17 protein-coding genes are annotated in these 21,860 nt (G+C 75.3%); 7 read left to right on the forward strand and 10 right to left on the reverse strand.

The features are described 5' to 3' along the window. Positions 1-85: 85 nt before the first annotated feature. The 3 genes from MRBLMG1_RS04490 to MRBLMG1_RS04500 all read right to left on the reverse strand — a co-directional run bounded on the left by MRBLMG1_RS04490 (position 86) and on the right by MRBLMG1_RS04500 (position 3,174). Positions 86-958 carry a universal stress protein gene (locus MRBLMG1_RS04490; RefSeq protein WP_367820926.1) on the reverse strand — a complete coding sequence of 291 codons (873 nt, stop codon included), beginning with the start codon at positions 956-958 and terminating at the stop codon, positions 86-88. 161 nt (positions 959-1,119) lie between these two features. After that, on the reverse strand, positions 1,120-2,559 hold the full coding sequence (locus MRBLMG1_RS04495) for an acyl-CoA dehydrogenase (protein ID WP_367820927.1): 1,440 nt from the start codon (positions 2,557-2,559) through the stop codon (positions 1,120-1,122). A 159-nt stretch (positions 2,560-2,718) separates the two neighbouring features. After that, positions 2,719-3,174, reverse strand: coding sequence for an RrF2 family transcriptional regulator (locus tag MRBLMG1_RS04500; protein ID WP_367820929.1), 456 nt, complete (start codon positions 3,172-3,174; stop codon positions 2,719-2,721). A 684-nt stretch (positions 3,175-3,858) separates the two neighbouring features. Between MRBLMG1_RS04500 and MRBLMG1_RS04505 the strand changes: the two genes are divergently transcribed. Next, positions 3,859-4,719, forward strand: coding sequence for a glutathione S-transferase C-terminal domain-containing protein (locus MRBLMG1_RS04505; RefSeq protein WP_367820930.1), 861 nt, complete (start codon positions 3,859-3,861; stop codon positions 4,717-4,719). 24 nt (positions 4,720-4,743) lie between these two features. Here MRBLMG1_RS04505 and MRBLMG1_RS04510 read toward each other — a convergent pair whose 3' ends face one another. Further along, positions 4,744-5,781, reverse strand: a complete 1,038-nt coding sequence (locus tag MRBLMG1_RS04510) for an NAD-dependent epimerase/dehydratase family protein (protein ID WP_367820932.1) — start codon at positions 5,779-5,781, stop codon at positions 4,744-4,746. A gap of 141 nt (positions 5,782-5,922) precedes the next feature. Here MRBLMG1_RS04510 and MRBLMG1_RS04515 point away from each other — a divergent pair, with 141 nt between their 5' ends. Together MRBLMG1_RS04515 and MRBLMG1_RS04520 are read left to right on the forward strand one after the other, a co-directional pair. Continuing rightward, on the forward strand, positions 5,923-6,189 hold the full coding sequence (locus MRBLMG1_RS04515) for a DUF5133 domain-containing protein (RefSeq protein WP_367820934.1): 267 nt from the start codon (positions 5,923-5,925) through the stop codon (positions 6,187-6,189). Between the two features lie 136 nt (positions 6,190-6,325). Continuing rightward, entirely contained in the window at positions 6,326-8,944 is a 2,619-nt protein-coding gene (locus MRBLMG1_RS04520; protein ID WP_367820936.1) for an ATP-binding cassette domain-containing protein, read from the forward strand. A 97-nt stretch (positions 8,945-9,041) separates the two neighbouring features. On the opposite strand, the gene MRBLMG1_RS04525 is transcribed toward MRBLMG1_RS04520, so the two are convergent. Next, positions 9,042-10,262 (reverse strand): D-alanyl-D-alanine carboxypeptidase family protein, encoded by a 1,221-nt coding sequence (locus MRBLMG1_RS04525; protein ID WP_367820937.1) that lies wholly within the window; start codon positions 10,260-10,262, stop codon positions 9,042-9,044. 309 nt (positions 10,263-10,571) lie between these two features. Here MRBLMG1_RS04525 and MRBLMG1_RS04530 point away from each other — a divergent pair, with 309 nt between their 5' ends. Together MRBLMG1_RS04530 and MRBLMG1_RS04535 are read left to right on the forward strand one after the other, a co-directional pair. Beyond that, positions 10,572-12,527 (forward strand): NAD-binding protein, encoded by a 1,956-nt coding sequence (locus MRBLMG1_RS04530; protein ID WP_367821026.1) that lies wholly within the window; start codon positions 10,572-10,574, stop codon positions 12,525-12,527. A gap of 106 nt (positions 12,528-12,633) precedes the next feature. Beyond that, positions 12,634-13,839: a cytochrome P450 family protein gene (locus MRBLMG1_RS04535; protein ID WP_367821028.1), complete on the forward strand. Its 1,206-nt coding sequence runs from the start codon at positions 12,634-12,636 to the stop codon at positions 13,837-13,839. 138 nt (positions 13,840-13,977) lie between these two features. Here MRBLMG1_RS04535 and MRBLMG1_RS04540 read toward each other — a convergent pair whose 3' ends face one another. The 5 genes from MRBLMG1_RS04540 to MRBLMG1_RS04560 form a co-directional block, all read right to left on the reverse strand. After that, the gene (locus tag MRBLMG1_RS04540; RefSeq protein ID WP_367820938.1) at positions 13,978-14,223 is read right to left on the reverse strand and encodes a hypothetical protein; all 246 of its coding nucleotides are present in this window, start codon (positions 14,221-14,223) and stop codon (positions 13,978-13,980) included. Positions 14,224-14,285: 62 nt separating this feature from the next. Then, positions 14,286-14,765: an NUDIX domain-containing protein gene (locus MRBLMG1_RS04545; protein ID WP_367820940.1), complete on the reverse strand. Its 480-nt coding sequence runs from the start codon at positions 14,763-14,765 to the stop codon at positions 14,286-14,288. Positions 14,766-14,863: 98 nt separating this feature from the next. After that, entirely contained in the window at positions 14,864-16,072 is a 1,209-nt protein-coding gene (locus MRBLMG1_RS04550; RefSeq protein ID WP_367820942.1) for an FAD-dependent oxidoreductase, read from the reverse strand. Further along, positions 16,069-17,487, reverse strand: a complete 1,419-nt coding sequence (locus MRBLMG1_RS04555; RefSeq protein ID WP_367820944.1) for an FAD-dependent oxidoreductase — start codon at positions 17,485-17,487, stop codon at positions 16,069-16,071. Before MRBLMG1_RS04555 ends, MRBLMG1_RS04550 begins: the two co-directional genes overlap by 4 nt. After that, the gene (locus MRBLMG1_RS04560) at positions 17,487-18,950 is read right to left on the reverse strand and encodes an FGGY family carbohydrate kinase (RefSeq protein ID WP_367820946.1); all 1,464 of its coding nucleotides are present in this window, start codon (positions 18,948-18,950) and stop codon (positions 17,487-17,489) included. The genes MRBLMG1_RS04555 and MRBLMG1_RS04560 overlap by 1 nt, the downstream gene beginning before the upstream one ends. A gap of 302 nt (positions 18,951-19,252) precedes the next feature. Between MRBLMG1_RS04560 and MRBLMG1_RS04565 the strand changes: the two genes are divergently transcribed. Then, entirely contained in the window at positions 19,253-20,227 is a 975-nt protein-coding gene (locus tag MRBLMG1_RS04565) for a hypothetical protein (RefSeq protein WP_367820948.1), read from the forward strand. A 68-nt stretch (positions 20,228-20,295) separates the two neighbouring features. Beyond that, a complete protein-coding gene (locus tag MRBLMG1_RS04570; RefSeq protein ID WP_367820950.1) occupies positions 20,296-21,828 on the forward strand; it encodes an amino acid permease in 1,533 nt (510 codons plus the stop codon). Positions 21,829-21,860: the final 32 nt, after the last annotated feature.

The raw sequence follows: 21,860 nt of genomic DNA on the forward strand, positions 1-21,860 counted from the left end.
CCGGGGCGACGGCGGTAACACTTTCCGGACCGGGCCGCCCCGACACTCTCCGTCAACACGACACGTCAATCCACGTCCGAGTTTTTCAGCCCTGCGGGATCACCGCCACCGGGCAGGGGGCGAGGTGGAGCGCCGCGTGGGCCACGGAACCGATGCGCGGGCCGATCGCGCCGCGCCGGGCCCGGCGGCCGACCACCAGGAGCTGGGCGGCGCCCGAAGCGGAGAGCAACACCTGGCCCGCGCTGCCCAGTTCGACGTGCTCGGTGACCGGCACGTCCGGGTACCGCTCCCGCCAGGGGGCCAGTGCCTCGCGCAGTGCCTTCTCCTCGTACGGCACGAGCCCGCCGGCCTCGTCGGCGAGCCGCATCGAGGCCGGGCTGTACGCGTAGAGGGAGGGCAGGCTCCACGCGCGGACGGCCCGCACCGCCGCCCCGCGCGCCGCGGCGGTCTCGAAGGCGAAGCGCAGGGCGGCGGCGCTGTCCTCCGCGTCGCCGTGCTGGCCGACCAGCACGTATCCGGTGGGCGGTTCGGCCCGCTCGCCGTCGCGGGTGCGGACGGCCACCACGGGACACGCGGCGGCGGCGATGATCTGCTGACCGTACGAGCCGAGCAGGAACCCGGCCACGGCGCCGTGGCCGCGCGAACCGATGACGAGCATCTCGGCCCCCTCCTCGGCGCCGAGGAGCGCGGCGACCGGGGTGTCGGGGAGCAGCTCGGCCGAGAGCGCGACCTCCGGGTGGCGCTCCGCGATCGTCGCCTCGGCCTCGCGCAGCACGGCGTAGGCGGCGCGCTGCTGGGTCTCGGGGTCCTGGATCAGCGGGATGTCGAGGGGCTCCCAGCGCCAGGCGTGCGCGAGTCGTAGCGGGAGCCCCCGGTGGAGGGCCTCGCGGGCGGCCCAGTCGGCCGCGGCGAGGCTCTCCGGGGAGCCGTCCACTCCTGCGACGATCTCACGACTCATCAGGCTTCCTCCGTCGGTGCGGTGACGGGCCCCGCCGGGCGGCCGGACCCTGTTGTCTCCAGCTTGGGCCCATCGGCCGCTTGACGGGAGGGTCGGACGTCCCGACATGCCGGACCGTCGGTCCCCTCCCGCGGGCCTTCGCCCGCCCGCGAACGGCGGGCTCAGGCCCGGAGGGTGAGCCGCGCGTGGGTGCCGTTGAGGTAGTGGTCCCCGATGTCGCGGAGCCGGTGGGCGGCCTGGGTGGGCGCGGTGAGGGCGCGGGCGTTGCGCCAGAAGCGGTCGAAGCCGGGCCCGCCGCCCCGGGCGTCGGCGCCCGCCGGGGTGTCGACGACTTCGAGGATGCGGGTGGTGATGTGGACGGCCGCGCGCCCGGTGACCGTCTCGGCCGCCGCCACCAGGACGGCGATGTCGGCCCGTTCCTCCGGGCCGAGCGACCATCCGGCGAGCAGACCGCGCGCCAGGGCGTCCGTCGCCCGTTCCACCACCGCGGCGGCGGCGTGCGCGGCCGTCGCCAGCTCCCCGTACGCGAGGAGGAGGTACGGGTCGTCCCCGGCCCCCGCCGGGGCGGCGCCGTCATCGTCGGCCGGGCCGCCCGTCCCGTCGGCCCGTGCCGGTCCGGCCTGTCCGGCGCGGCTGATGTCCCGGGCCTCGGCGAGCGCGCCCTCGGCGATGCCGAGTCCGACGTGCACGAGCAGCAGCCGCAGGGCGAGCGGCGCGAGGGTGGTGAAGGGCGCGACGGCGTGCTCGTCGTGGGGGAGCGCGCCGATGACGTGTTCGGGCTCCACTGGCACGTGGTCGAAGGTGACGGTCCCGGCTCCTGCCAGCCGCTGCCCGACCCGGTCCGTCCCCGCGTCCGTGAACACCCCGGGATGCGCCGGGTCCACGAGGACGACCAGGAGGTCGCCGGTGCCACCGGGGCGGGCGCCGACGACGAGCCGGTCGGCCACGGTCACGCCGGAGGCGAACGAGCGGCGCCCGTCCAGGACCCAGCCGCCTCCGGTGCCTTCGGCGGGCGTGAGCGTGAGCCCCTGGCCGGTCGCGCCGTGCGGCGGTTCGACGCCGCCGGCGAGCAGCCAGCGCTCCTCGGACGTACAGACGTCGAGGGCGAGGGGGGTCCGGGCGGTCCGCGGCGCATCGGCCGTCCGCCCGGTGCGGGGTGCGCGCGGGGTCGCGGTCCTCGGGCCGCCGCCGTCCTCGTCGGGGCCCGCGCCGGGCGCGGGTTCCCCGGCCGGTGGCGGGCCGAAGAAGCGGCTGCTCCAGGAGAGCGCGTAGTGGTGGGCGAGGAGTTCGCCCACCGAACCGTCGGCGGCGGCTATCTCGCGCACGACGGCGCACGCGGCGCGCCAGTCGGCGCCGCGCCGGGTCGGCCCGGGGGCCGTGAGCAGGGCGGGGAGTCCCGCTTCCTGGAGGCGGGCGACCTCGTCGAAGGGCGCCTTGCCGGCGCGGTCCCTGGCAAGCGCGTCGACGGCGAGGTCGTCGGCGAGTTCGCGGGTGACGCGGGGCCAGATCTCGTCGTCCGCGGGGCGGTCGACGAGCCTGACGGCCGGTGCGGAGGTGGTGCGTCGGGCGGGTCTCTTCGGCGATTTCCTCGGCGTGCTCACGTCACCTCACCTGATCTCTCGTATTCCCACTGGAACACTAGGGATAGTGGCAGAGGGGAAGGCCCTGCCCCAAGAGGCGTCCGTAAGTTGGACAAGGGCGTCTTGATCAGTGAGACCGTGTCAAGTCGGCGCAGGTCGGCGTGGGTTCGCCTTCGCCCGTCAGGGGTTGGTCCAGGCCTCGGGGTCGTCGGCGAGCGCGAGGACACCGGCCGGCAGCTTCGCCGCCGCCACCTCGGCGAGCGAGACCCCGAGGACCTCGCGGACACCGGCCCGGAGGGCGATCCACAGCGTGAGCAGCGACTCGGCCGGCCCCGTGTACGACAGGTCCGGCGGCCGCTCCCCGCGGACGGAGACCAGCGGACCGTCCACGCAGCGGATGACGTCCGCGACCGAGATCGCCTCCGCGGGCCTGGCGAGCCAGTACCCGCCGTTGCCGCCGCGCTGGCTCTCCACGAGACCCCCCTTGCGCATGTCGCCGAGGATCCCCTCCAGGAACTTGTGCGAGATGCCCTGGCCCTCGGCGATGGCCTCGGCCTTCAGCGGCCCCGAATCCTGGGAGGCGGCGAGCTGGAGGGCTGCCCGCACCGCGTAGTCGGCTCTGGCTGAAATGCGCATGCGCGCATTATTCCGTACGGCCGCGAGCGGACGCCCGCACACCCGGCCGACGCGCTGTGGGGGGCGCGGAGGCGCGCGAACTCCGGCCGCCGGCGCCGCGTACGGCTGCCGGACCGGGGCGAGGGGCCGGCGGCCCGGGGCAGGGGCCGGCCGGTCGGAGTCGCGTACGGCACCGGCGCGACCGGCTTCGGCCGATCGGGGCGGTAGGCCCGGCAGCCGGGCCGTACCGCACCCTTGACGCCGCCGGTGGGCGGTCGGACACTCGGGAAACGGGAAAACCGAGCGAACGGGTAGGGAACCATGGGACGCAGCGGTCGGCGGGACACGTCACACGCCGCGCCCCTCCCGCGCTCCCTGCCCCTCACGTCCCGCCGCCACATCGATCTGCTGCGGGTCTGCAGCGCCGCCTAGCCCGGCCTGCCCGGCAGTACTCCGCCACGTCGCGCCCAGCCGGGGCCACCGTTCCGTCACGTCCCGCCCGCGCCGCCCGGAGCCTCCCGGGCACCGGGGCAGGTGGGACGGGTGGCCACTCCACCGGTACGGCGCCGAGCCGCGGTCCGCCCGCACCCCCTTCCCGTACCTCTGCCGCCTCCGGTCACCGCGCAGGTGCCGTTCGCCGTGCCCGGCGACCGGTGCCTCCGGGCGCCGCCCGGACCCGGCACCGAGCACCCCCAAGGGAGAAGCATGTCCGTCGTCCCGTCCTCGCTGCTGCCCGCCTCCGCCGTGCCCGCCTTCCGCGGCAGGATCGGCCGCGACGCGGCCAGCGGCCACTACGCCGTCCCGCACCGCTACCGCCTCCACGTGGCACCCTCGGGCCCCGGCTGTCTGAGGATCGCCGTGACCCACGCCCTGCTCGGACTCGACGACACGCTCCCGCTCACCGTGCTGCCCGAGACCCCCGACACGCCCACCGGCGGATACGCCGCCCTCCGCCCGCTGTACGAGGCCAGCGCCCACCTCTACGACGGCCCCGCCGCCGCCCCCGTCCTGAGCGACGGCTGGACCGGACGGATCGTCAGCACCCACGTCCCCGACATCCTCCGCGACCTCGCCCTCCGCTTCCGCGGCGACGGCCCCGACCTGCTGCCCGGCGACCGGCGCCGCGAGATCGACGCCGTCTCCGACCTGTGCGAGCGGAGCATCGACCGGGCCGCCCAGCGGGCCGGTGAACTCGGCATCGACGGCGCTGCCGCCCACCGCGACCCCCTGACCGTCCTCTTCGCCGCGCTCGGCCGCCTCGAACGCCGGCTTACCCGCTCGCCGTACGTGCTGGGCGACGTGCCGACCGCCGCCGACGTGCACGTCTGGGTCACCCTCGTCCAGCTCGACACCGTCCACCGCTGGCACCTGGACGCCGCCGCCATGGACCGCGTCGCGGACCACCCGGCCCTCTGGGCCTACGCCCGACGTCTCGCCGCACGGCCCGAGTTCGCCCGCCGGCTCGACGTCGACGCCGTCCTCCGCCGCCACCACGCCCACTGCCGGGGCCGCGAGGCCGCCGGCGCGGGCATCAGGATCGTCGACTGGCCGACGGGTCCTCGCTGACGGGTCCCCGCCCCGCGCGCCGGGTCAGCCGATCCGGTGACCCGCCAGCGGGGCCGTGTCGTCGCCCGTGCCCGCCCGGACCCCGCGCAGGAACGCCGCCAGGGCCTCCTCGGCCGTCGCTGCCGGCTCCCATTCCAGCTCCCGGCGCGCCCGCTCGGTGGCGAGCAGCGGAAGCTGCCTGAGCGCCTCGAACAGCCCGGGGGAGGCCGGGACGAGACGCATCCGCCAGGCCGCCGACAGCGCGCCGCGCACCGCGCCGGCGGGCACCTTCACGGGCCGCGCGTGCAGCAGTCGGCCCAGCGCCGCCGCGTCGAGCACCGGCTCGGCGGCGAGGTTGAACGCGCCCCGGACGTCCCGCAGGAGCGCCCTGCGATAGGCGTCCGCGGCGTCGTCCGTGTGCAGGACCTGGAACCGCAGCCCGTCGAACTCCGGTACCAGCGGCAGCAGATCGGGCCGCATCAGCTGACCGGGGAAGAACCGCCCCGCGAAGATCCGCCGCTGACCGCTCGCCGACTCCTCCTTGAAGAGGAACGCCGGGCGCATCCGCACCACCCGGGTCGTCGGATGGTCGCGCTCGAAGGTGTCGAGGACCCGCTCCAGATAGGCCTTCTCCCGGGTGTACGCGGCGCCGGGCCAGCCGTGCGTCGGCCACGCCTCCGACACCGGCGCGCCGCCCGTGGGACCGGGGGAGTACGCCCCCACAGAGGAGGCGTGGACCAGCACCGGCACCCGCGCCGCCGCGACCGCGTCGAACACCCGCACCGCGCCGAGCACGTTGGTCCGCCAGGTCTCCACCGGATCGTGCGTCGGCCCGAACCGCCAGGCGAGGTGGACCACCGCGTCCGCGTCCGCCACGTACTGCGCGAGCCTGGGCTCGTCACCGTCCCGGGAGAGGTCCACCTCGGCCCACTCCACGCCCGGCAGCTCCAGGCCCGGCCGGCGCCGGGCCAGCCCGAGGACCGATCCGACCCGCGGGTCGGCCGCCAGGATTCGTACCAGACTCGTGCCCACATTGCCGGTGGCGCCGGTGACGACCACCCGCTGCATCGTGCTCGGGTTCATGTTCTCGACCCTCCGCCATGGGCGGCGCGAGCGCACCCTGAGCGCCCGGCCGACCGGCCCCGTCACTCAGCGTGTCCATGTCGGTCGCGGGGGTGGCCGACGACCGTGACTATGGAGCGACGCAGGAGACAGGAGAACGCGATGCTGCTGCCCGACATAAACACGGTCGACCGGCTGCTCCGGCACTACCGCGCCCAGGAGCAAACCGTGCTGGCCAGCCCGTGCGACCCGTCGGCGCGCCGCCGCTTCGAGGACACGGCGTACACCCTGTGCGTCCTGATGGGAGAGCGCACCGCCCACGAGGCCGTGCACGCCGCCGAGCGCTACGTCACCCGGCTCCGGCCCACCGCGCCGCGGCCCACCGCGCCCCGGCCCACCGCGCCCCGGTACCCCTGGCGCAGCGGCTGACCCGCCCGGCCCGGCGTCGACAAGCGCGGCCCCCGGGCCGCGGTTAGCGTGGCGGGGTGCGTCGCGCGCCATCCGGTGCCGGGTGCGGCGGGGCGCGCCGGCGCACGTATCGGCCCGCCCGGCGGATGGAGACACGATGACCAAGGCCCGCAGGACGGACACCACGAGGACGGGCACTGCGAAGGCGGGCACCGCCAGGCCGGCGACCGCGAAGACCGCCGCGGCGAAGTCGGCGAAGTCCGCGACCGGGAAGACCACCGCGGCGAAGACCACCACCGCGAGGTCAGGCACCGCGAGGGCCGGCACGGCAAAGTCCGCTACCGCGAAGACGGCCGCGAAGAGCACGACCGCGAAGTCCGGCGCCGCGAAGGCCACCGCCGCGAAGGCCGTCAGGGAGCCGGTCGCGCCGCACGCCGCGGACCGGCAGAACCTGATCCGGGTGCACGGGGCGCGGGTGAACAACCTCAAGGACGTCAGCATCGAGATCCCGAAGCGCCGGCTCACCGTCTTCACCGGCGTCTCGGGCTCGGGCAAGAGCTCCCTCGTGTTCGACACGATCGCCGCCGAGTCCCAGCGGCTGATCAACGAGACGTACAGCGCGTTCGTCCAGGGCTTCATGCCCACGCTCGCGCGTCCCGAGGTCGACGTCCTCGAAGGACTGACCACCGCGATCATCGTCGACCAGCAGCGGCTCGGCGCCGACCCCCGCTCCACCGTCGGCACCGCCACCGACGCCAACGCGATGCTCCGCATCCTCTTCAGCCGCCTCGGGAAGCCGCACATCGGCCCGCCGAGCGCGTACGCCTTCAACGTCCCCTCGGTCCGGGCCAGCGGCGCGATCACCGTCGAACGCGGCGACAAGAAGGCCGTCAAGGCGACGTTCAGCCGCACCGGCGGCATGTGCCCGCGCTGCGAGGGCCGCGGCACCGTCTCCGACATCGACCTCACGCAGCTCTACGACGACTCCGCGTCGCTCGCCGACGGCGCGCTCACCATCCCCGGCTACACCCCGGGCGGCTGGAACTACCGCCTCTACAGCGAGTCGGGCTTCGTCGACCCGGACAAGCCGATCCGCAGGTACACCAAGCGGGAACTGCACGACTTCCTGCACCACGAGCCGGTCAGGATGAAGATCGCGGGCATCAACATGACCTACGAGGGGCTGATCCCGCGGATCCAGAAGTCGTTCCTGGCCAAGGACAAGGAGGGCATGCAGCCGCACATCCGGGCGTTCGTCGAGCGCGCCGTCACCTTCACCGCCTGCCCCGCGTGCGACGGCACCCGCCTCGCCGAGGGCGCCAGGTCGTCGAAGATCAGGCGGAAGAGCATCGCCGACGTCTGCGCGATGCAGATCAGCGACCTCGCCGACTGGGTCCGCGACCTCGACGAGCCCTCGGTGGCACCGCTGCTCACCGCACTCCGGGAGACCCTCGACTCGTTCGTCGAGATCGGCCTCGGCTACCTCTCCCTCGACCGGCCGTCGGGCACCCTGTCGGGCGGCGAGGCGCAGCGCGTCAAGATGATCCGGCACCTCGGCTCCTCGCTCACCGACGTCACCTACGTCTTCGACGAGCCCACCACCGGCCTCCACCCGCATGACATCAACCGCATGAACGACCTGCTCCTGCGCCTGCGCGACAAGGGCAACACGGTGCTCGTCGTGGAGCACAAGCCCCAGACGATCGCCATCGCCGACCACGTCGTCGACCTCGGGCCGGGCGCCGGCACCGCGGGCGGCTCCGTCTGCTTCGAGGGCACCGTCGAGGGGCTGCGGGCAGGCGACACCGTCACCGGCCGCCACTTCGGCGACCGCGCCGCGCTCAAGGAGACCGTGCGGGAGCCCACCGGCGCCCTGGAGATCCGCGGCGCGACCGCCCACAACCTGCGGAAGGTCGACGTCGACGTCCCGCTCGGCGTGCTCTGCGTGGTCACCGGCGTCGCCGGCTCCGGCAAGAGCTCGCTCGTGCACGGGTCGATCCCGGCCGGTGAGGACGTCGTGTCGGTCGACCAGGGCGCGATCCGCGGCTCGCGCCGCAGCAACCCGGCGACGTACACGGGACTGCTCGACCCGATCCGCAAGGCGTTCGCCAAGGCCAACGGCGTGAAGCCGGCCCTGTTCAGCGCCAACTCGGAGGGCGCCTGCCCCACCTGCAACGGCGCCGGCGTCATCTACACCGACCTGGCGCTGATGGCGGGCGTCGCCACCACCTGCGAGGACTGCGAGGGAAAGCGGTTCCAGGCCTCGGTGCTCGAATACCGGCTTGGTGGCCGCGACATCAGCGAGGTCCTCGCCATGCCCGTCGACGAGGCCGAGGAGTTCTTCGGCGCCGGCGAGGCCCGCACCCCGGCCGCGCAGCGCGTCCTGGAGCGGCTCTCCGACGTCGGGCTCGGTTACGTCTCCCTCGGCCAGCCGCTCACGACGCTCTCCGGCGGCGAACGGCAACGGCTCAAGCTGGCCACGCACATGGCGGAGAAGGGCGGCGTCTACGTCCTCGACGAGCCGACCACCGGCCTCCACTTCGCCGACGTGGAGCAGCTCCTCGGCCTGCTCGACCGCCTCGTCGACACCGGCAAGTCCGTCGTCGTCGTCGAGCACCACCCGGCGGTCATGGCCCACGCCGACTGGATCATCGACCTCGGCCCCGGCGCCGGCCACGACGGCGGCCGGATCGTCTACCAGGGCCCACCCGCCGCCCTCGTCGCCCGCCGCTCGACCCTCACCGGCGAGCACCTCGCCCAGTACGTCGGCGCCTGACCGCCAGCCACCGGCACGCGCGCACGTGAGCGCGCCTACCGGGCTCGGACGTCACGGCCGCCCGGCGCGCGGCCGGGTGCAGCCGCCCCCCGCCCCCTCAGCCCCGGTGGGCCGCCCTGCGCCGCCACCCCCACAGGATGATCGCGGCCGCGCAGGCCGAGGCCACCAGAGCCAGCGGCAGGCCGGCCGACGGCGACTCCTCCTCCTCGGTCGCCGCCGGAGCGGCAGCGGCAGCGGCAGGGGCGCGCGCCGGGCCGGCCGCGGGTGAGCCCCGGTCGGCGCCGGACACCGCGACGGCCCGGGCGGCGGGCTCGGCCGCGGTCTTCGTCGGCGCCGGCAGCAGCGAGCCCACCGGCCGGACCCGGCCGGCGGCCTCGAAGCCCCAGTCGAGCAGCGAACGGGCCTCCTCGTACACGGCGAGCCCGCCGCCGTCCTGCGGGTTCATCACCGAGACGACGAGGGTCCGTTCGCCCCGCTTGGCCGCGGAGATCAGCGTGTTGCCCGCGTTGCTGGTGTAGCCGTTCTTGATCCCGAGGAGGCCCGGGTAGCGCGCCACCCCGTCCGCGCCCGTCAGGAGCCGGTTGGTGTTGGCGATGCCGTACGACCAGGAGCCCGCGGGGAAGTCCGCGTAGGGCGTCGAGCAGTACCGGGTGAACTCCGGGTCCTGGAGCCCGGTCCGGCCGAAGAGCGCCAGGTCGTACGCGGAGGACACCTGCTCCGGGGCGTCGTAGCCGTCCGGGGAGACCACGTGGGTGTCCCGGGCCCCGAGGGACCGGGCCTTGTCCTGCATCTGGCGGGCCATCGAGTCCCAGCCGCCGTTCATCGCGGCCAGGACGTGCACGGCGTCGTTGCCCGAGCTGAGGAAGACCCCGTTCCACAGGTCCGAGACCTTGTACGTGTACCCCTCCTTCACGCCGACCAGGCTGCTGCCCGCCCCGATCCCGGTCAGCTCGGCGTCGGCCACGGTGTGCCGCTCGGAGGGGTCGTGGTGGGGGAGCGCGGTGAGGGCGAACAGCGTCTTGAGGGTGCTGGCGGGGGGCAGCCTCCGGTGCGCGTTCCGCGCGGCGAGCACCTCGCCCGACGAGGCGTCCGCGACCACCCACGAGAGCGCCGACAGCGAGGGCACCTTGGGCGCGCCCGGCAGCGGCTGCACCTGGGTGCCCTGCCGGTCGAGCCGGGCGGGGTCGACGTACTGCCGGGCGGGCGGCGTGGGCTCCCCGACCGTGTCGGCCGAGGCGACGGCCGCCGGAACCGGCAGGACGAACAACAGGGCCGCGGTACCGGCGGCAGCACGACGGACAGCTGACGTGACGATCATTCGGTCACCGTAGGAACGCGGTGCCGACCGCGCAGATCGAAGTGCGCCGACCGGCGTAGCGAACGTGCCGTACGGTGGCGCGTCGTGCCGCCGCCCGGGTGGTGGACGGCCGCCTCCTCCGCTGTCGGTGGCGCAGGGCATCCTTGTGACGTGCCCTCACACCCGCCCCAGCGCAACGCCGTTCCGATCGACAGCGCGGCGCCCGCCCTGCCCGCCCCGGCCGCCGGATCCCTCCCCGGGCCCGCCCGGCCCACCGGCGCGCCCGCATTCCGGACGGACCGTCAGGACCGTGCGGCACTCGCCGGGCACATGATCGTGTGCGGCGACGACGCCCTCGCCCACCGCCTCGCGCGTGAGCTCCACGAGGTGTACGGAGAGCGGGTCACCCTCCTGGTGCCGGCGCCGCCCGCCGCGCCCGTGACGCCCGCCGGCCGCACCGGCCGGGCGCTGGCCCTGTTCGGGCGGGTGACCGCCGCCGTCACCCGCACCACCGGGGTCGGCGCGGCGGCCGGAACCGCCGACGGCGCCGGCGAACCGGCCGGCACCCTGCGGGTCGTCGAGTCCGCGGAGGCGGACGACCGGGCCCTGACGGACGCCGGCGTCGAGCGGGCCGCCGCGCTCGCCCTGGTCCACGAGGACGACGAGGCCAACATCCGGGCCGCGCTCACCGCCCGCCGGCTCAACCCCCGGCTGCGGCTCGTCATCCGGCTCTACAACCGCAAGCTGGGGCAGCACCTCGAAACCCTCCTCGACCAGGCCGCCGCCGTCGCCGAACCCGGTCTCGACCCCGAGAAGGCCGACGCCGCCACCACCGTCCTCTCCGACGCCGACACCGCTGCCCCGGGGCTCGCCGCGGCCGCCGTCGCGGGCACGAGCAAGGTCGTGCAGGCCGGTGGCCTGCTGTTCCACGCGGTCGACCGGCCGCCCCGCGAGGGGCAGGCGCCCGACCCCGGCCTGTGCACGCTCGCGCTGCTCTCGGCCACGGCGGGCGACCCGGCGGGCTGCGAGGGTTCGGAGCGCAGCGGCGACGCCGGCCCCCGGCTCCTCCCCGACGACCGGACGGTGGCCGCCGCGACCGGCCGCGCCGCCGTCACCCTCGAAGCGGTCACGGCGGCCGGCCCGGCCCTCCCGGCGGCCCGCCTGGCCGCCTCGGCGCTGCCCGTCGGCTCCCTCTTCTCCCGCCGGCTGCGCTGGTCGTTCGGCGGCGCCGCCGCGGCCGTCCTCGCGCTCGCCCTCGCCCTCGCGTTCACCACCGGCGACCACCCGCTGCACGCCGCCTATCTGACGCTGCTCGACGTCTTCGCCATCGGTGACCCGGCCGTCGGCGAGCCGGCCGGCCGTCAGCTGCTCCAGATCCTCGCCGGGTTCGTCGGTCTGCTCCTGCTGCCGGTGATCGTCGCCGCCCTCCTCGAAGGGCTGGGCACCTTCCGTACGGCCACCGCCCTGCGGCGGCCACCGCGCGGCCTCTCCGGGCACGTGGTCCTCCTCGGTCTCGGCAAGGTCGGCACCCGGGTCCTGGCCCGGCTCCGCCGGCTCGGCATCCCCGTGGTCTGCGTCGAGTCCGACCCGGAGGCCCGCGGCATCGCCGTCGCCCGTCGGCTGCGCGTCCCCACCGTCGTCGGCGACGTCACCGAGGAAGGCGTCCTGGAGGCCGCCCGGATCCACCGCGCCCACGCCCTCCTCGCCCTGACCAGCGTCGACATCACCAATCTCGAAGCCGCGCTTTCCGCCCGCGCGGTCACGCCCGACCTGCGGGTCGTCCTGCGCCTGTACGACGACGACTTCGCCACCGCCGTCTTCCGCACCCTGCGCACCGCCCACCCCACGGCCGTCACCCGCAGCCGCAGCGTCTCCCACCTCGCCGCCCCCGCGTTCGCCGGCGCCATGATGGGCCGCCAGGTCCTGGGCGCCGTGCCCGTCGAGCGCCGGGTGCTGCTCTTCGCCGCCGTGGACGTGGCGGCCCATCCCCTCCTGGACGGCCGGACGGTCGCCGACGCGTTCGTCCCCGGCGCCTGGCGGGTCATCGCCCTCGACGGCACCGCCGGGGCCGCGCCCCGCGCCGGCGCCGCTGACCGGGAGAGGGGCTGGCGGCTCCGGCCCGAGCGGGTCCTCGTCCCCGGTGACCGGGTCGTCGTGGCCGCCACCCGCCGCGGCCTGGCCGAACTCCTGGGCAGGGGCGCCCGCAACGGCCCGCTGGACGGGGGCGACGGGGCGGCGGGCGGGGGCGACGGGGTGGACAACTCCGTACGAACGGAAGCGGGTTGACCGTAGGATCTGACCGCTCGCGTGCCGTACCGGCCCGCATCCGCAGTCAGGAGTCCCTGCCGTGAACACACCGCACAGCGCCGGCGCGGGCCGCGCCCCGTACCGCATGGACACATCGGGCGGCTGCCCGCACGCGGCGAACGCCCGGCTGCTCGCCGAGGGCGCCGTGACCCCGGTGATCCTGCCCGGTGGGATCGAGGGCATGGCGGTGCTCGGCCACGACGCCCTGCGGGACTTCCTCACCCACCCCGACGTGGCCAAGGCGCCCCACCACTTCAGCGCGCTCGCCGAGGGCCGCATACCCGAAGGCTGGCCGCTGCTCACGTTCGCCACCGTGCCGGGCATGACCACCGCCGACGGGGCCGACCACCGCCGGCTGCGGACCCTGGTCAGCAGCGCCTTCACGGCACGCAGGGTCGAGGAGCTCCGCCCGCGCGTGAAGGAGGTCACCGCAGGACTGCTCGACGGACTCGCCGAGGCCGCCCGCGCCGCCGGCGGCGTCGCGGACCTGCGCCGCCACTACGCGCTCCCGCTGCCGCTCGGCGTCATCTGCGAACTCCTCGGCGTCGACCCGGTCCACCAGGACCGGCTGCACCACCTCTCCAGCCTGGTCGTCGCCACCGACACCGGGCCCGAGCAGGCCGTCGCCACCAACCGCGAACTCGCCGAGCTCCTGGGCTCCATCGCCGCCGCCAAGGCCGCCGCCCCCGGCGACGACCTCATCAGCGCCCTCATCGCCGCCCGGGACGAGGGCGGCGACCGGCTGAGCCAGTCCGAGCTCATCGGCACCCTGGTCCTGATGATCATCGCGGGCCACGAGACCACCCTGAACCTCGTGACCAACGCGGTCCGGGCCCTCTGCGCCCACCGCGACCAGCTCGCCCTCGTCCTCGAAGGCCGCGCCGGGTGGGCGGACGTGGTGGAGGAGACCCTCCGCTGGGACAGTCCGGTCAGCGCCTTCCCGTTCCGCTACCCCACCCGTGACGTCACCGTCGACGGCACCGTCATCCCCCGGGGCACCCCGGTGCTCGCCGGGTACTCGGCGGCCGGCCGCGACACGAAGGCACACGGCCCGGACGCCGACCGCTTCGACACCACCCGCACGTCGACCGTGAAGCACCTCTCGCTCGGCCACGGCCCCCACTACTGCCTGGGCGCCCCGCTCGCCCGCATGGAGGCCGAAATCGCCCTGGAAGCGCTGTTCACCCGCTTCCCTGACCTCGACCTGGCCCTCCCGGAGGAGGAGCTGACCCGCCACGCGGGCTTCGTCGGCAACAGCGTCCGCGCCCTCCCGGTCCGCCCGAACGCCTGACGACCCACGGCCGACCGCCGGACATACGGCCACCCTCCCCCCGCCGGGCATGCGGCCACCCTCCACCCCCGCCGGGCGTGCGGCCACCCCCTGCCGGGGGTGGCTCGCGGCCCTCACCGCGACCGCGGGCGCACCGGTTCAGCCGCTGCGCCCCCACGTGGTCACGGGCGAGGCCCGCAGGGAGGAGACGAGGCGCAGCAGGCGGGCCTCGTTCCCGGACAGACCGGCGGCGCGGAGCGCCTCGTCCGCCTCCGCCATGGGATGGGTGAGCATCAGTCCCGCGTACGGGGCGAGCTGCGGGTCGGTCAGCACGGCCTGGGTGGACTCGAGCAGCCGCAGGTACGCCTGGGCCGCCGCGCGCTCGGTTGCGGTGAACGTGGTCATGTCGGGCTCCCTCTCGACAGTTCGGCGCTCACCACCCTCTCGCACGGGTCTGACAATCGGGCTCAGCCCCGCCCGCCGAGGTGGCCGCGGAGCCGTTCCAGGAAGACCCGCTGACCCGTCACGAGCAGGGGAGCGGCGGCCTCGGGGGCGAACCAGCCCACCCGGTCGATCTCCGGGAACTCGGCCGTGACTCCGGACCGGGGCGGCCACTCCATGGTGAAGGTGCCCGGCACGACCCGCGCGGGGTCGAGATCGCCCTCTACGGCCCAGACGGTGACGATCTTTCCGTTGCGCTGCCGGGCCTCCCCGAGCGGGATCCACGCGCCGTCCGGGGCGGCGAGCCCCAGCTCCTCCCGGAACTCCCGCCGCGCGGCGTCCTCGGCGGTCTCGTCCGGCCCGTACTGCCCCTTCGGAATCGACCAGGCCGCCTCCTCGCGGGACTCCCAGAAGGGCCCGCCCATGTGACCGATGAGTACCTCGACGCCCTCGCCCTCCGTACGGCGGAAGACCAGGAGACCCGCGCTGCGCAGTGTGTCCGGCATGGGCCCAGTGTGGCCGAACACCCCCGGTGGCGCGCCCACGTCCGCCGTTCCCGCCCCTCGGGCGGGAACGGTCCCACTCCCCTGGGGCGGTCACGGTCTCACTCCTCGGCGGCCACCACCACGGGACCGCCCGTCCGGTCGACCCCGCCGGTCCACCGGGGACCGAGCCGCACCGAGCGCCAGGGGACGAGCGTCCCCGCCATCCGCTCCCGCCGCAGGGGAACCCCGTCCTGGTGGACGGTCAGGACCGGCCGCACGAGCCGCCGCTCCGGCCGTACGAGCAGGGGGACGGCCTCCGGACCGAGGAGTCCGGGCGTCACCCACCGCAGGGGCCCCGCCGTCACCACGGGCACCCCGCCGGTCGGCCAGGGCCCGCCGGCGAGCCGGGCGAGGACGGCGCCGGTCACGGCACGGCCCTCGGCGGCGGCCCGCTGGGCCGGCTCCCCGCCGTGGAGGAGGTTGCCGACGGCGAACACGCCGGGTTCGGCGGTACGGAGGCCGCCGTCGGTCAGGGCGCCCCGGGTGTCCGGGGCGAGCGGCAGTCCGAGGAACCGGACCAGTTCGTGGTCGGGGATCCAGTCGCCGGTGAACACCACGGTGTCGCAGCGCAGCACGGCCGTCCGCCCGTCCTCTCCTCGGACCGCGACACCGGTCAGCCGGCCGCGTCCGAGCAGTTCGGTCACGACCGCGCCGGCGAGCACGGGCACGGCGGTCCCGAAGTCCCCGGCACTCCCCGGCGGCGCGCCGACCACCGCCGCCACGGTGACGCCCGCCTCCCGCAGCGCACGGACCGCGTGCCGGGCCACCGGGTCGCCGCCGACCACGATCGCCCGCCGCCCGACGTGTCCGCCCCGTGCGCCGAACCGGGCGAGCGTCCGCTGGAGCTCACCGGTGGTCATGACCCCGGCGGGCCGCGACCCGGGCACCAGTCGGGCGCTGCGCGGTCGTTCGCGGGCCCCCGTCGCCAGGACGACCGCGCGGGCCCGGATCCGCTCCGGACCGGTCGGGGCGGTGACGTCCAGGGTCAGCGGTCCGGCCCAACCGGTGGCCGAGACGCCCGTGCGAACGGTGGCACCGGCTCGCAGGGCCGCCCGCGCCGCGCGTCGCGCGTACGCGGGGCCGTCCAGGGGGCGGCCGAGGGCGTCCGCGCCGAACCCCGGCCGGGCGCAGTGCCGCGGGACCCCGCCCGCGGCCGGCTCCCGCTCCAGGACCTCGACCCGGCCGGCGCCCGCCGCCGCGAGTCCGGCGGCCGCGGCGAGTCCGGCGGGTCCCGCGCCCACCACGAGCACGTCGACGGTACGGGTCACCCGGCACCCTCCTCGTATTCCTGGCTCAGCGCACGCAGCTCAGCGCCGCAGAAGTCGCCCTGGCAGCGCCCGCCGCGGGCCCGGGTCCTGCGGCGTAGTCCGTCCGGCCCCGCCGGGGGGATGGTGGAGGTGAACGCGGCCCGCACCTCGCCGCGGGTCACCCGCTCGCAGTGGCACACGATCGCCCCGAACTCCGGGTCGCGGGCGATGAGTCCGGCGTCGCGGTACGGCCGGGGGAAGGCCTCGCCTATGTTCGGCATGCGGACCGGGGCGAGGGGCCGCTCGGGCCCCGGGTCGAGCCCGCAGTCGGCGAGGAGCCCGAGCACGTGGTCGGCGATGGCGAGGGACGCGGTGAGTCCGGTGGAGCGGATCCCGCCCACCGTGACGTACCGCAGCGCGGGGTGGGCGGCGATCCGGTAGTCCTCCTGGCCGGTGGCCGCCCGCAGGCCCGCGTAGACGGCCGTGACCTCTTCGTCGAGGAGCGCGGGGAGGATCCGGCCGCCCTGCTCGCGCAGCCCGGCGAGTCCCTCGGCCGTCGTGCCGGTGGCGGTCTTGTCGTCCAGGTCCTCGGCGGTGGGTCCGAGCATCACGTTCCCGTACACGGTCGGCGAGACGAGCACGCCCTTGCCGAGGGGGCCGGGGACCGGGAGCAGGATGTGCCGGACGAGGTCGCGGGCGAACTTGTCGAAGACGAGGAGCTGTCCCCTGCGCGGGGTGACCGTGAAGTCGGCGCGCCCGAGCAGCGCGTCGAAGCCGTCGGCGTGCAGCCCGCAGGCGTTGACGAGGTGGCGGGTGCGGAGCACTCCCCGCCTGGTGACGAGCCGGTGGTGGGCGTCGCCCGGACGCACCTTCTCCACCCGGCAGTTCAGATGCAGGTCCACCCCGGAGCGGACGGCCTGCGTCGCGTACGCCAGGGTCGTCGTCCACGGGCAGATGACGGACTCGCCGGGCACTTCGAGCGCGGCGAGCGCACCGGCGCCCAGATGCGGCTCCCGTAAGGCGAGCTCCGCCGCCGACAGGAGCCGGGTCGTGCGGTGGCCGTTGAGTTCCGCCTTCTCCGCGAGGCGGGGGAGGGTGGCGCGCTGCTGCTCGTCCCAGGCGACGAGCAGCGCGCCCAGCGGCTCCACGGGGATGCCCGCCTCCCGCGCGTACGCGTCGAGCAGCCGGTGACCCTCGCGGACGAGCCGCGCCTCCAGGGTGCCGGGTGCCGCGTCGAAACCGGTGTGCAGGATGGCGGTGTTGGCCTTCGACGTACCGTCCCCGACGTCGTTCGCGGCCTCCACCAGCGCCACCCGCAGCGGATGGCGGGCGAGCGCGCGGGCGACGGCGCAGCCGACGACCCCGGCGCCGACGACCACGACGTCGTACTCCGCGGCCGGGCCGGTCGGCAGAGGCCCCGTGCGCGTGACGCCCATCAGGCCGCACCCGGGGCGTCGCCGCCTCCGGAACGCGCGACCAGCGCCGACACCTCCGTACGGAACCGGGCGAGCCGCGCGACCGCCTCGTCGCCCGAGATCCGCGGCTCGTACACGGCCGACGGCTTCCACTCCGGCACGGCCTCGCGGAGGGTGAGACCCGGGTGGCGCCCGAGCCTGGCGACCGCGCCCACTCCGAGGGCCGTGGCGTCGGGTGACGAGGAGACCTCGACGGGGAGTTGCAGCAGATCGGCCTGGGTCTGCATCAGTAGCGCGGACCGGGTCAGGCCCCCGTCGGCGCGCAGCGCGGACGGCGGCGCGCCCCGCTCCGCGGCGGTCGCCGAGGCCAGCTCCACGACCTGGGCGGCGATCCCCTCGCACAGCGCCCGGACCAGATGGCCGGGCCCGGTGTCGAGGCCGAGTCCGGTGAGCGAGCCGCGCACGTCACCGCGCCACCAGGGCGCGGCGAGCCCCGCGAACGCGGGCACGAAGGTGACGCCGCCGGCGTCCGGCACGGCGCCGCCGATCGCGTCGAGCTCCGCGGCGCCGGCGATCACGCCGAGGTCGGTGAGCCAGCGGACGGCCGAGGCGACCGTGTACACCTGTCCGTCCAGGCAGTGGGTCACCCGGCCGCCGAGCCGCCAGGCGACACAGCCGACCAGGCCGGAGGAGGGCCGTCGGGGCAGGGGCCCGGTCTGCGCGAGCAGGAAGGCCCCGGTCCCGTAGGTGCACTTGGCGGCGGCCGGGTCGTCGGCGCTCTGGGCGAGCAGGGCCGCCTGCTGGTCCACCAGGAGCCCGGTGAGGGGCAGCGGCGGACCGAACGCCGTCGTGGTGCCGACCGGGGTGTCGCAGTCCACGACCCGGGGCAGCCGCTCGCCGCCGAGCCCGTACAGGTCGAGAGCGGTGTCCGACCAGGCGACGGTGTCGAGATCGAGGAGTCCGGTCCGGCCCGCGGTCGCCGCGTCGGTGACGAACGCGCCCGTGAGACGGTGCACGAGCCAGGCGTCGCTGGTGGTGACGACGCCCGCGCCGGTGGCGTGGCGGCGGATCCAGGCCATCTTCGGCGCGGCGAAGTAGGGGTCCACCGGGAGGCCCGTCAGATGCCGCAACCGCTCGGCGTGCGCGTCGAGTCCGGCGCAGACCTCGACGGCCCTGCGGTCCTGCCACACCAGCGCGTCGGTGAGCGGTGCGCCGGTGGCGGGGTCCCAGGCGAGCACGGTCTCGCCCTGGTTGGCGAGGCCCACCGCATCGACGGGGGTGCCCGCCTCGGCGAGCGCCGTCCGTCCGGCGGCGACCACCGAGTCGTACAGCTCACGGGGGTCGACCTCGACGAGGCCGCCCGGCAGGTAGCGGGGCCTGACGGGCGCCGTGCCGCTGCCGATGACGCCGCGCTCGGGGCAGAGGACGAGGGCCTTCGTGCCCGACGTCCCCTGGTCGACGGCGAGTACCGGGCCGCCTGTCATCGTGCTGCTCCCGTCCCTTGACCGCACGGTGATCATCCGATCACCGAAAGGGGTCAGGGTGTCGTCGTGCGGGTCCGGCGTCAAGCCTCGGAGGCCGTTCCCGTCAGGTCCGACGATCTACCTGACAGTAAGTCAAATTCGGTCGTTGGCCTGATAGTTACTGTCGAGAAAGAAAGTGGACCGGTCGCATCCATCGCCCTCTATAGTGATCGCCGATCAACGGCCGGGACACCCGCCGGGGGACTGACCACCCCCTCCAGCCACCGAGGACCCATGTCATCCACACCACGCCCCACCCCCTGATGGCCGCGCACGGCTTCCGGCCCGTCTACCACCCCGCGGGCCACGACCACGCCCTGCGCAACGCCGTCCAGGACTTACGCACCGGCCGCTGGGTGGCCATGGCCCGGCTACTCGACGAGACCAGCGGCTGGGACGGCTGGACCCGCCGCACCCAGGTCCTCGCCGCCGTCGCCGCCGGCACCGACGTCGTCCACACCTGGCGCGCCGAACAGCCCGAGAGCACCGCCGCCGCCGTGATGCACAGCCGCGTCACCGTCGAGCGGGCCGTCCGCGCCCACCGCGCCGGCCACGCCCGCACCAGGGAACTCTGGCAGGAGGCCTGGACCGCCTGCCGCGACGCCGCCGAACGGTCCCCCGCCGACCCCGTGCCCTGGGTGGGCCTCATCGCCCTCGCCGCCCTCGACGAGCGCCAGCGCATGGCCGAACACCGGCTCACCCCGCCCGCCCCCATGCTGCCGCCCGGCCCCTGGGGCCTGCTCGCCGAAGCCGAGAAGCGCGACCCGTACAACCGCGAAGCCCACCACCGCATGCTCCAGTTCGTCTACGCCCGCCGCTCCGGACCGCTCTCCGAGGCCGTCAACTACTCCCACTGGGCCGCGTCGGCCGCCCCCGTCGGCTCGGCCCTCCACGCGCTCCCGCTCTACGTGCGCGTCGAGCGCTACCGCCGCGAGCGCGGCCACGAGCGCGCCCTCGACCTCCACTGGGTCGCCGAGGACGCCGTACGCGACGCCCGCCGCGCGCTCGACGACTGGTTCCTCTTCTGCGCCACCGACGAGGCCTCGCTGCTCGACCTCAACCACCTGGCCCACGCCCTCTTCGGCGCCCTGCGCTTCCCCGACGCGGCCCGGGTCTTCGAGGCGCTCGGCCCGTACTACACCACGCTTCCCTGGGCCTACCGGACAGCCCGGCCGGACGACCGCGACCTGGCCGAAGAGGTCTTCCTGCGCGCCCGCTCCCGCTGTCTCGCCGGCTGAACCCCCGGCCCGGCGCCCACCGCGTACGCCCCACCCCGCTCACCGCCCGTCCCCCTCCGGAGGTACCCATGTCCCGCACCGCAGCCCCCGCCGACGCGATACAGGAGCCACTCCCCGTCCACGACGAGGAGGCGCGGCTGAGAGAACTCGGCTACCAGCCCGTCCTCGCCCGCCGGATGGGCGGCTTCGGCAACTTCGCGATCAGCTTCTCCGTCATCTCGGTCCTCTCCGGCTGCATGACCCTCTACGGCTTCGGCATGGGCACCGGCGGCCCCGCCGTCATGCTCTGGGGCTGGGTCGGCGTCGGCCTGTTCGTGCTGTGCGTGGGCCTCGCCCTCGCCGAGGTGACCAGCGCCTACCCGACCTCGGGCGCGCTCTACTACATGGCCGACCGGCTCGGCGGCCGCCGCTGGGGTTGGTACACCGGCTGGCTGAACCTGCTCGGCCTCCTCGGGGCCATCGCCGGCATCGACTACGGCGCGGCCCTCTTCACCGGCGCCTTCCTCAACCTCCAGTGGGGCTTCGAACCCACCGCCGGGTCCACCTTCCTCATCTTCCTCGGGATCCTGCTGCTGCACGCCGTCCTGAACCTGTTCGGCGTCCGCCTCGTCAGCGTGCTCAACTCGGTCAGCGTGTGGTGGCACCTCGCCGGTGTGGCGCTCATCGTCGGCGCCCTCGCGTTCGTCCCCGACCGCCACCAGTCCGTCGACTTCGTCTTCACCGAGTTCGTCAACGACACCGGCTGGGCCAACCCCTTCTACGTCGCCGCCGTCGGCCTGCTCCTCGCCCAGTACACCTTCTCCGGCTACGACGCCTCGGCCCACCTCTCCGAGGAGACGTCCAACGCCTCCGTCACCGCCGCCAAGGGCATCGTGCGGGCCATCTGGGTCTCCTGGATCGCCGGCTTCGCGCTCCTCGCCGGACTGAGCTTCGCCATCCAGGACTACGCCGCCACCCAGGCCAGCGACACCGGCGTCCCGCCCGCCCAGATCCTCCTCGACGCCCTCGGATCCGGCGCCGCCACCGCCCTGCTGCTCGTCGTCATCGTCGCCCAGCTCTTCTGCGGCAACGCCGAGGTCGCCGCGGCCAGCCGCATGGTCTTCGCCTTCAGCCGCGACAACGCCCTCCCCGGCTCGGCGCTCTGGCGGAAGGTCAGCGGCCGCACCCAGACCCCGGTCCCCGCCGTCTGGCTCGCCGTCGCCGTGGCCGCGCTGCTCGCCGTCCCCTCGCTCTACTCCGCCACCGCGTACGGCGCCGTCACCGCCATCAACGTCATCGGCATCACGCCCGCCTACGCCATCCCGATCTACCTGCGGCTGCGCGCCGGTGACCGGTTCACCCCCGGGCCCTGGAGCCTGGGCCGCTGGAGCAAGCCGATCGGCTGGACCGCCGTCGTCTGGGTCGCCGTCGTGACCGTCCTCTTCTGCCTCCCGCAGAAGTCCCCGGTCACCGTCGACAGCATGAACTACGCCGTGATCGCGCTCGCCGTCGTCCTCGTCCTGGCCAGCGTCTGGTGGTACGTGGCCCGCCGCTCGTACGGCACGCCGACGGCGTACGGGACGGCCCGCGAGGAGGCCGAGATCGCGGAGGGCATCGTCTAGGGGGCGTCCGGAACATCCCGCCTGGCCCACTG

It is taken from the genome of Streptomyces sp. LMG1-1-1.1, assembly GCF_040815545.1.
Lineage (GTDB): Bacteria > Actinomycetota > Actinomycetes > Streptomycetales > Streptomycetaceae > Streptomyces.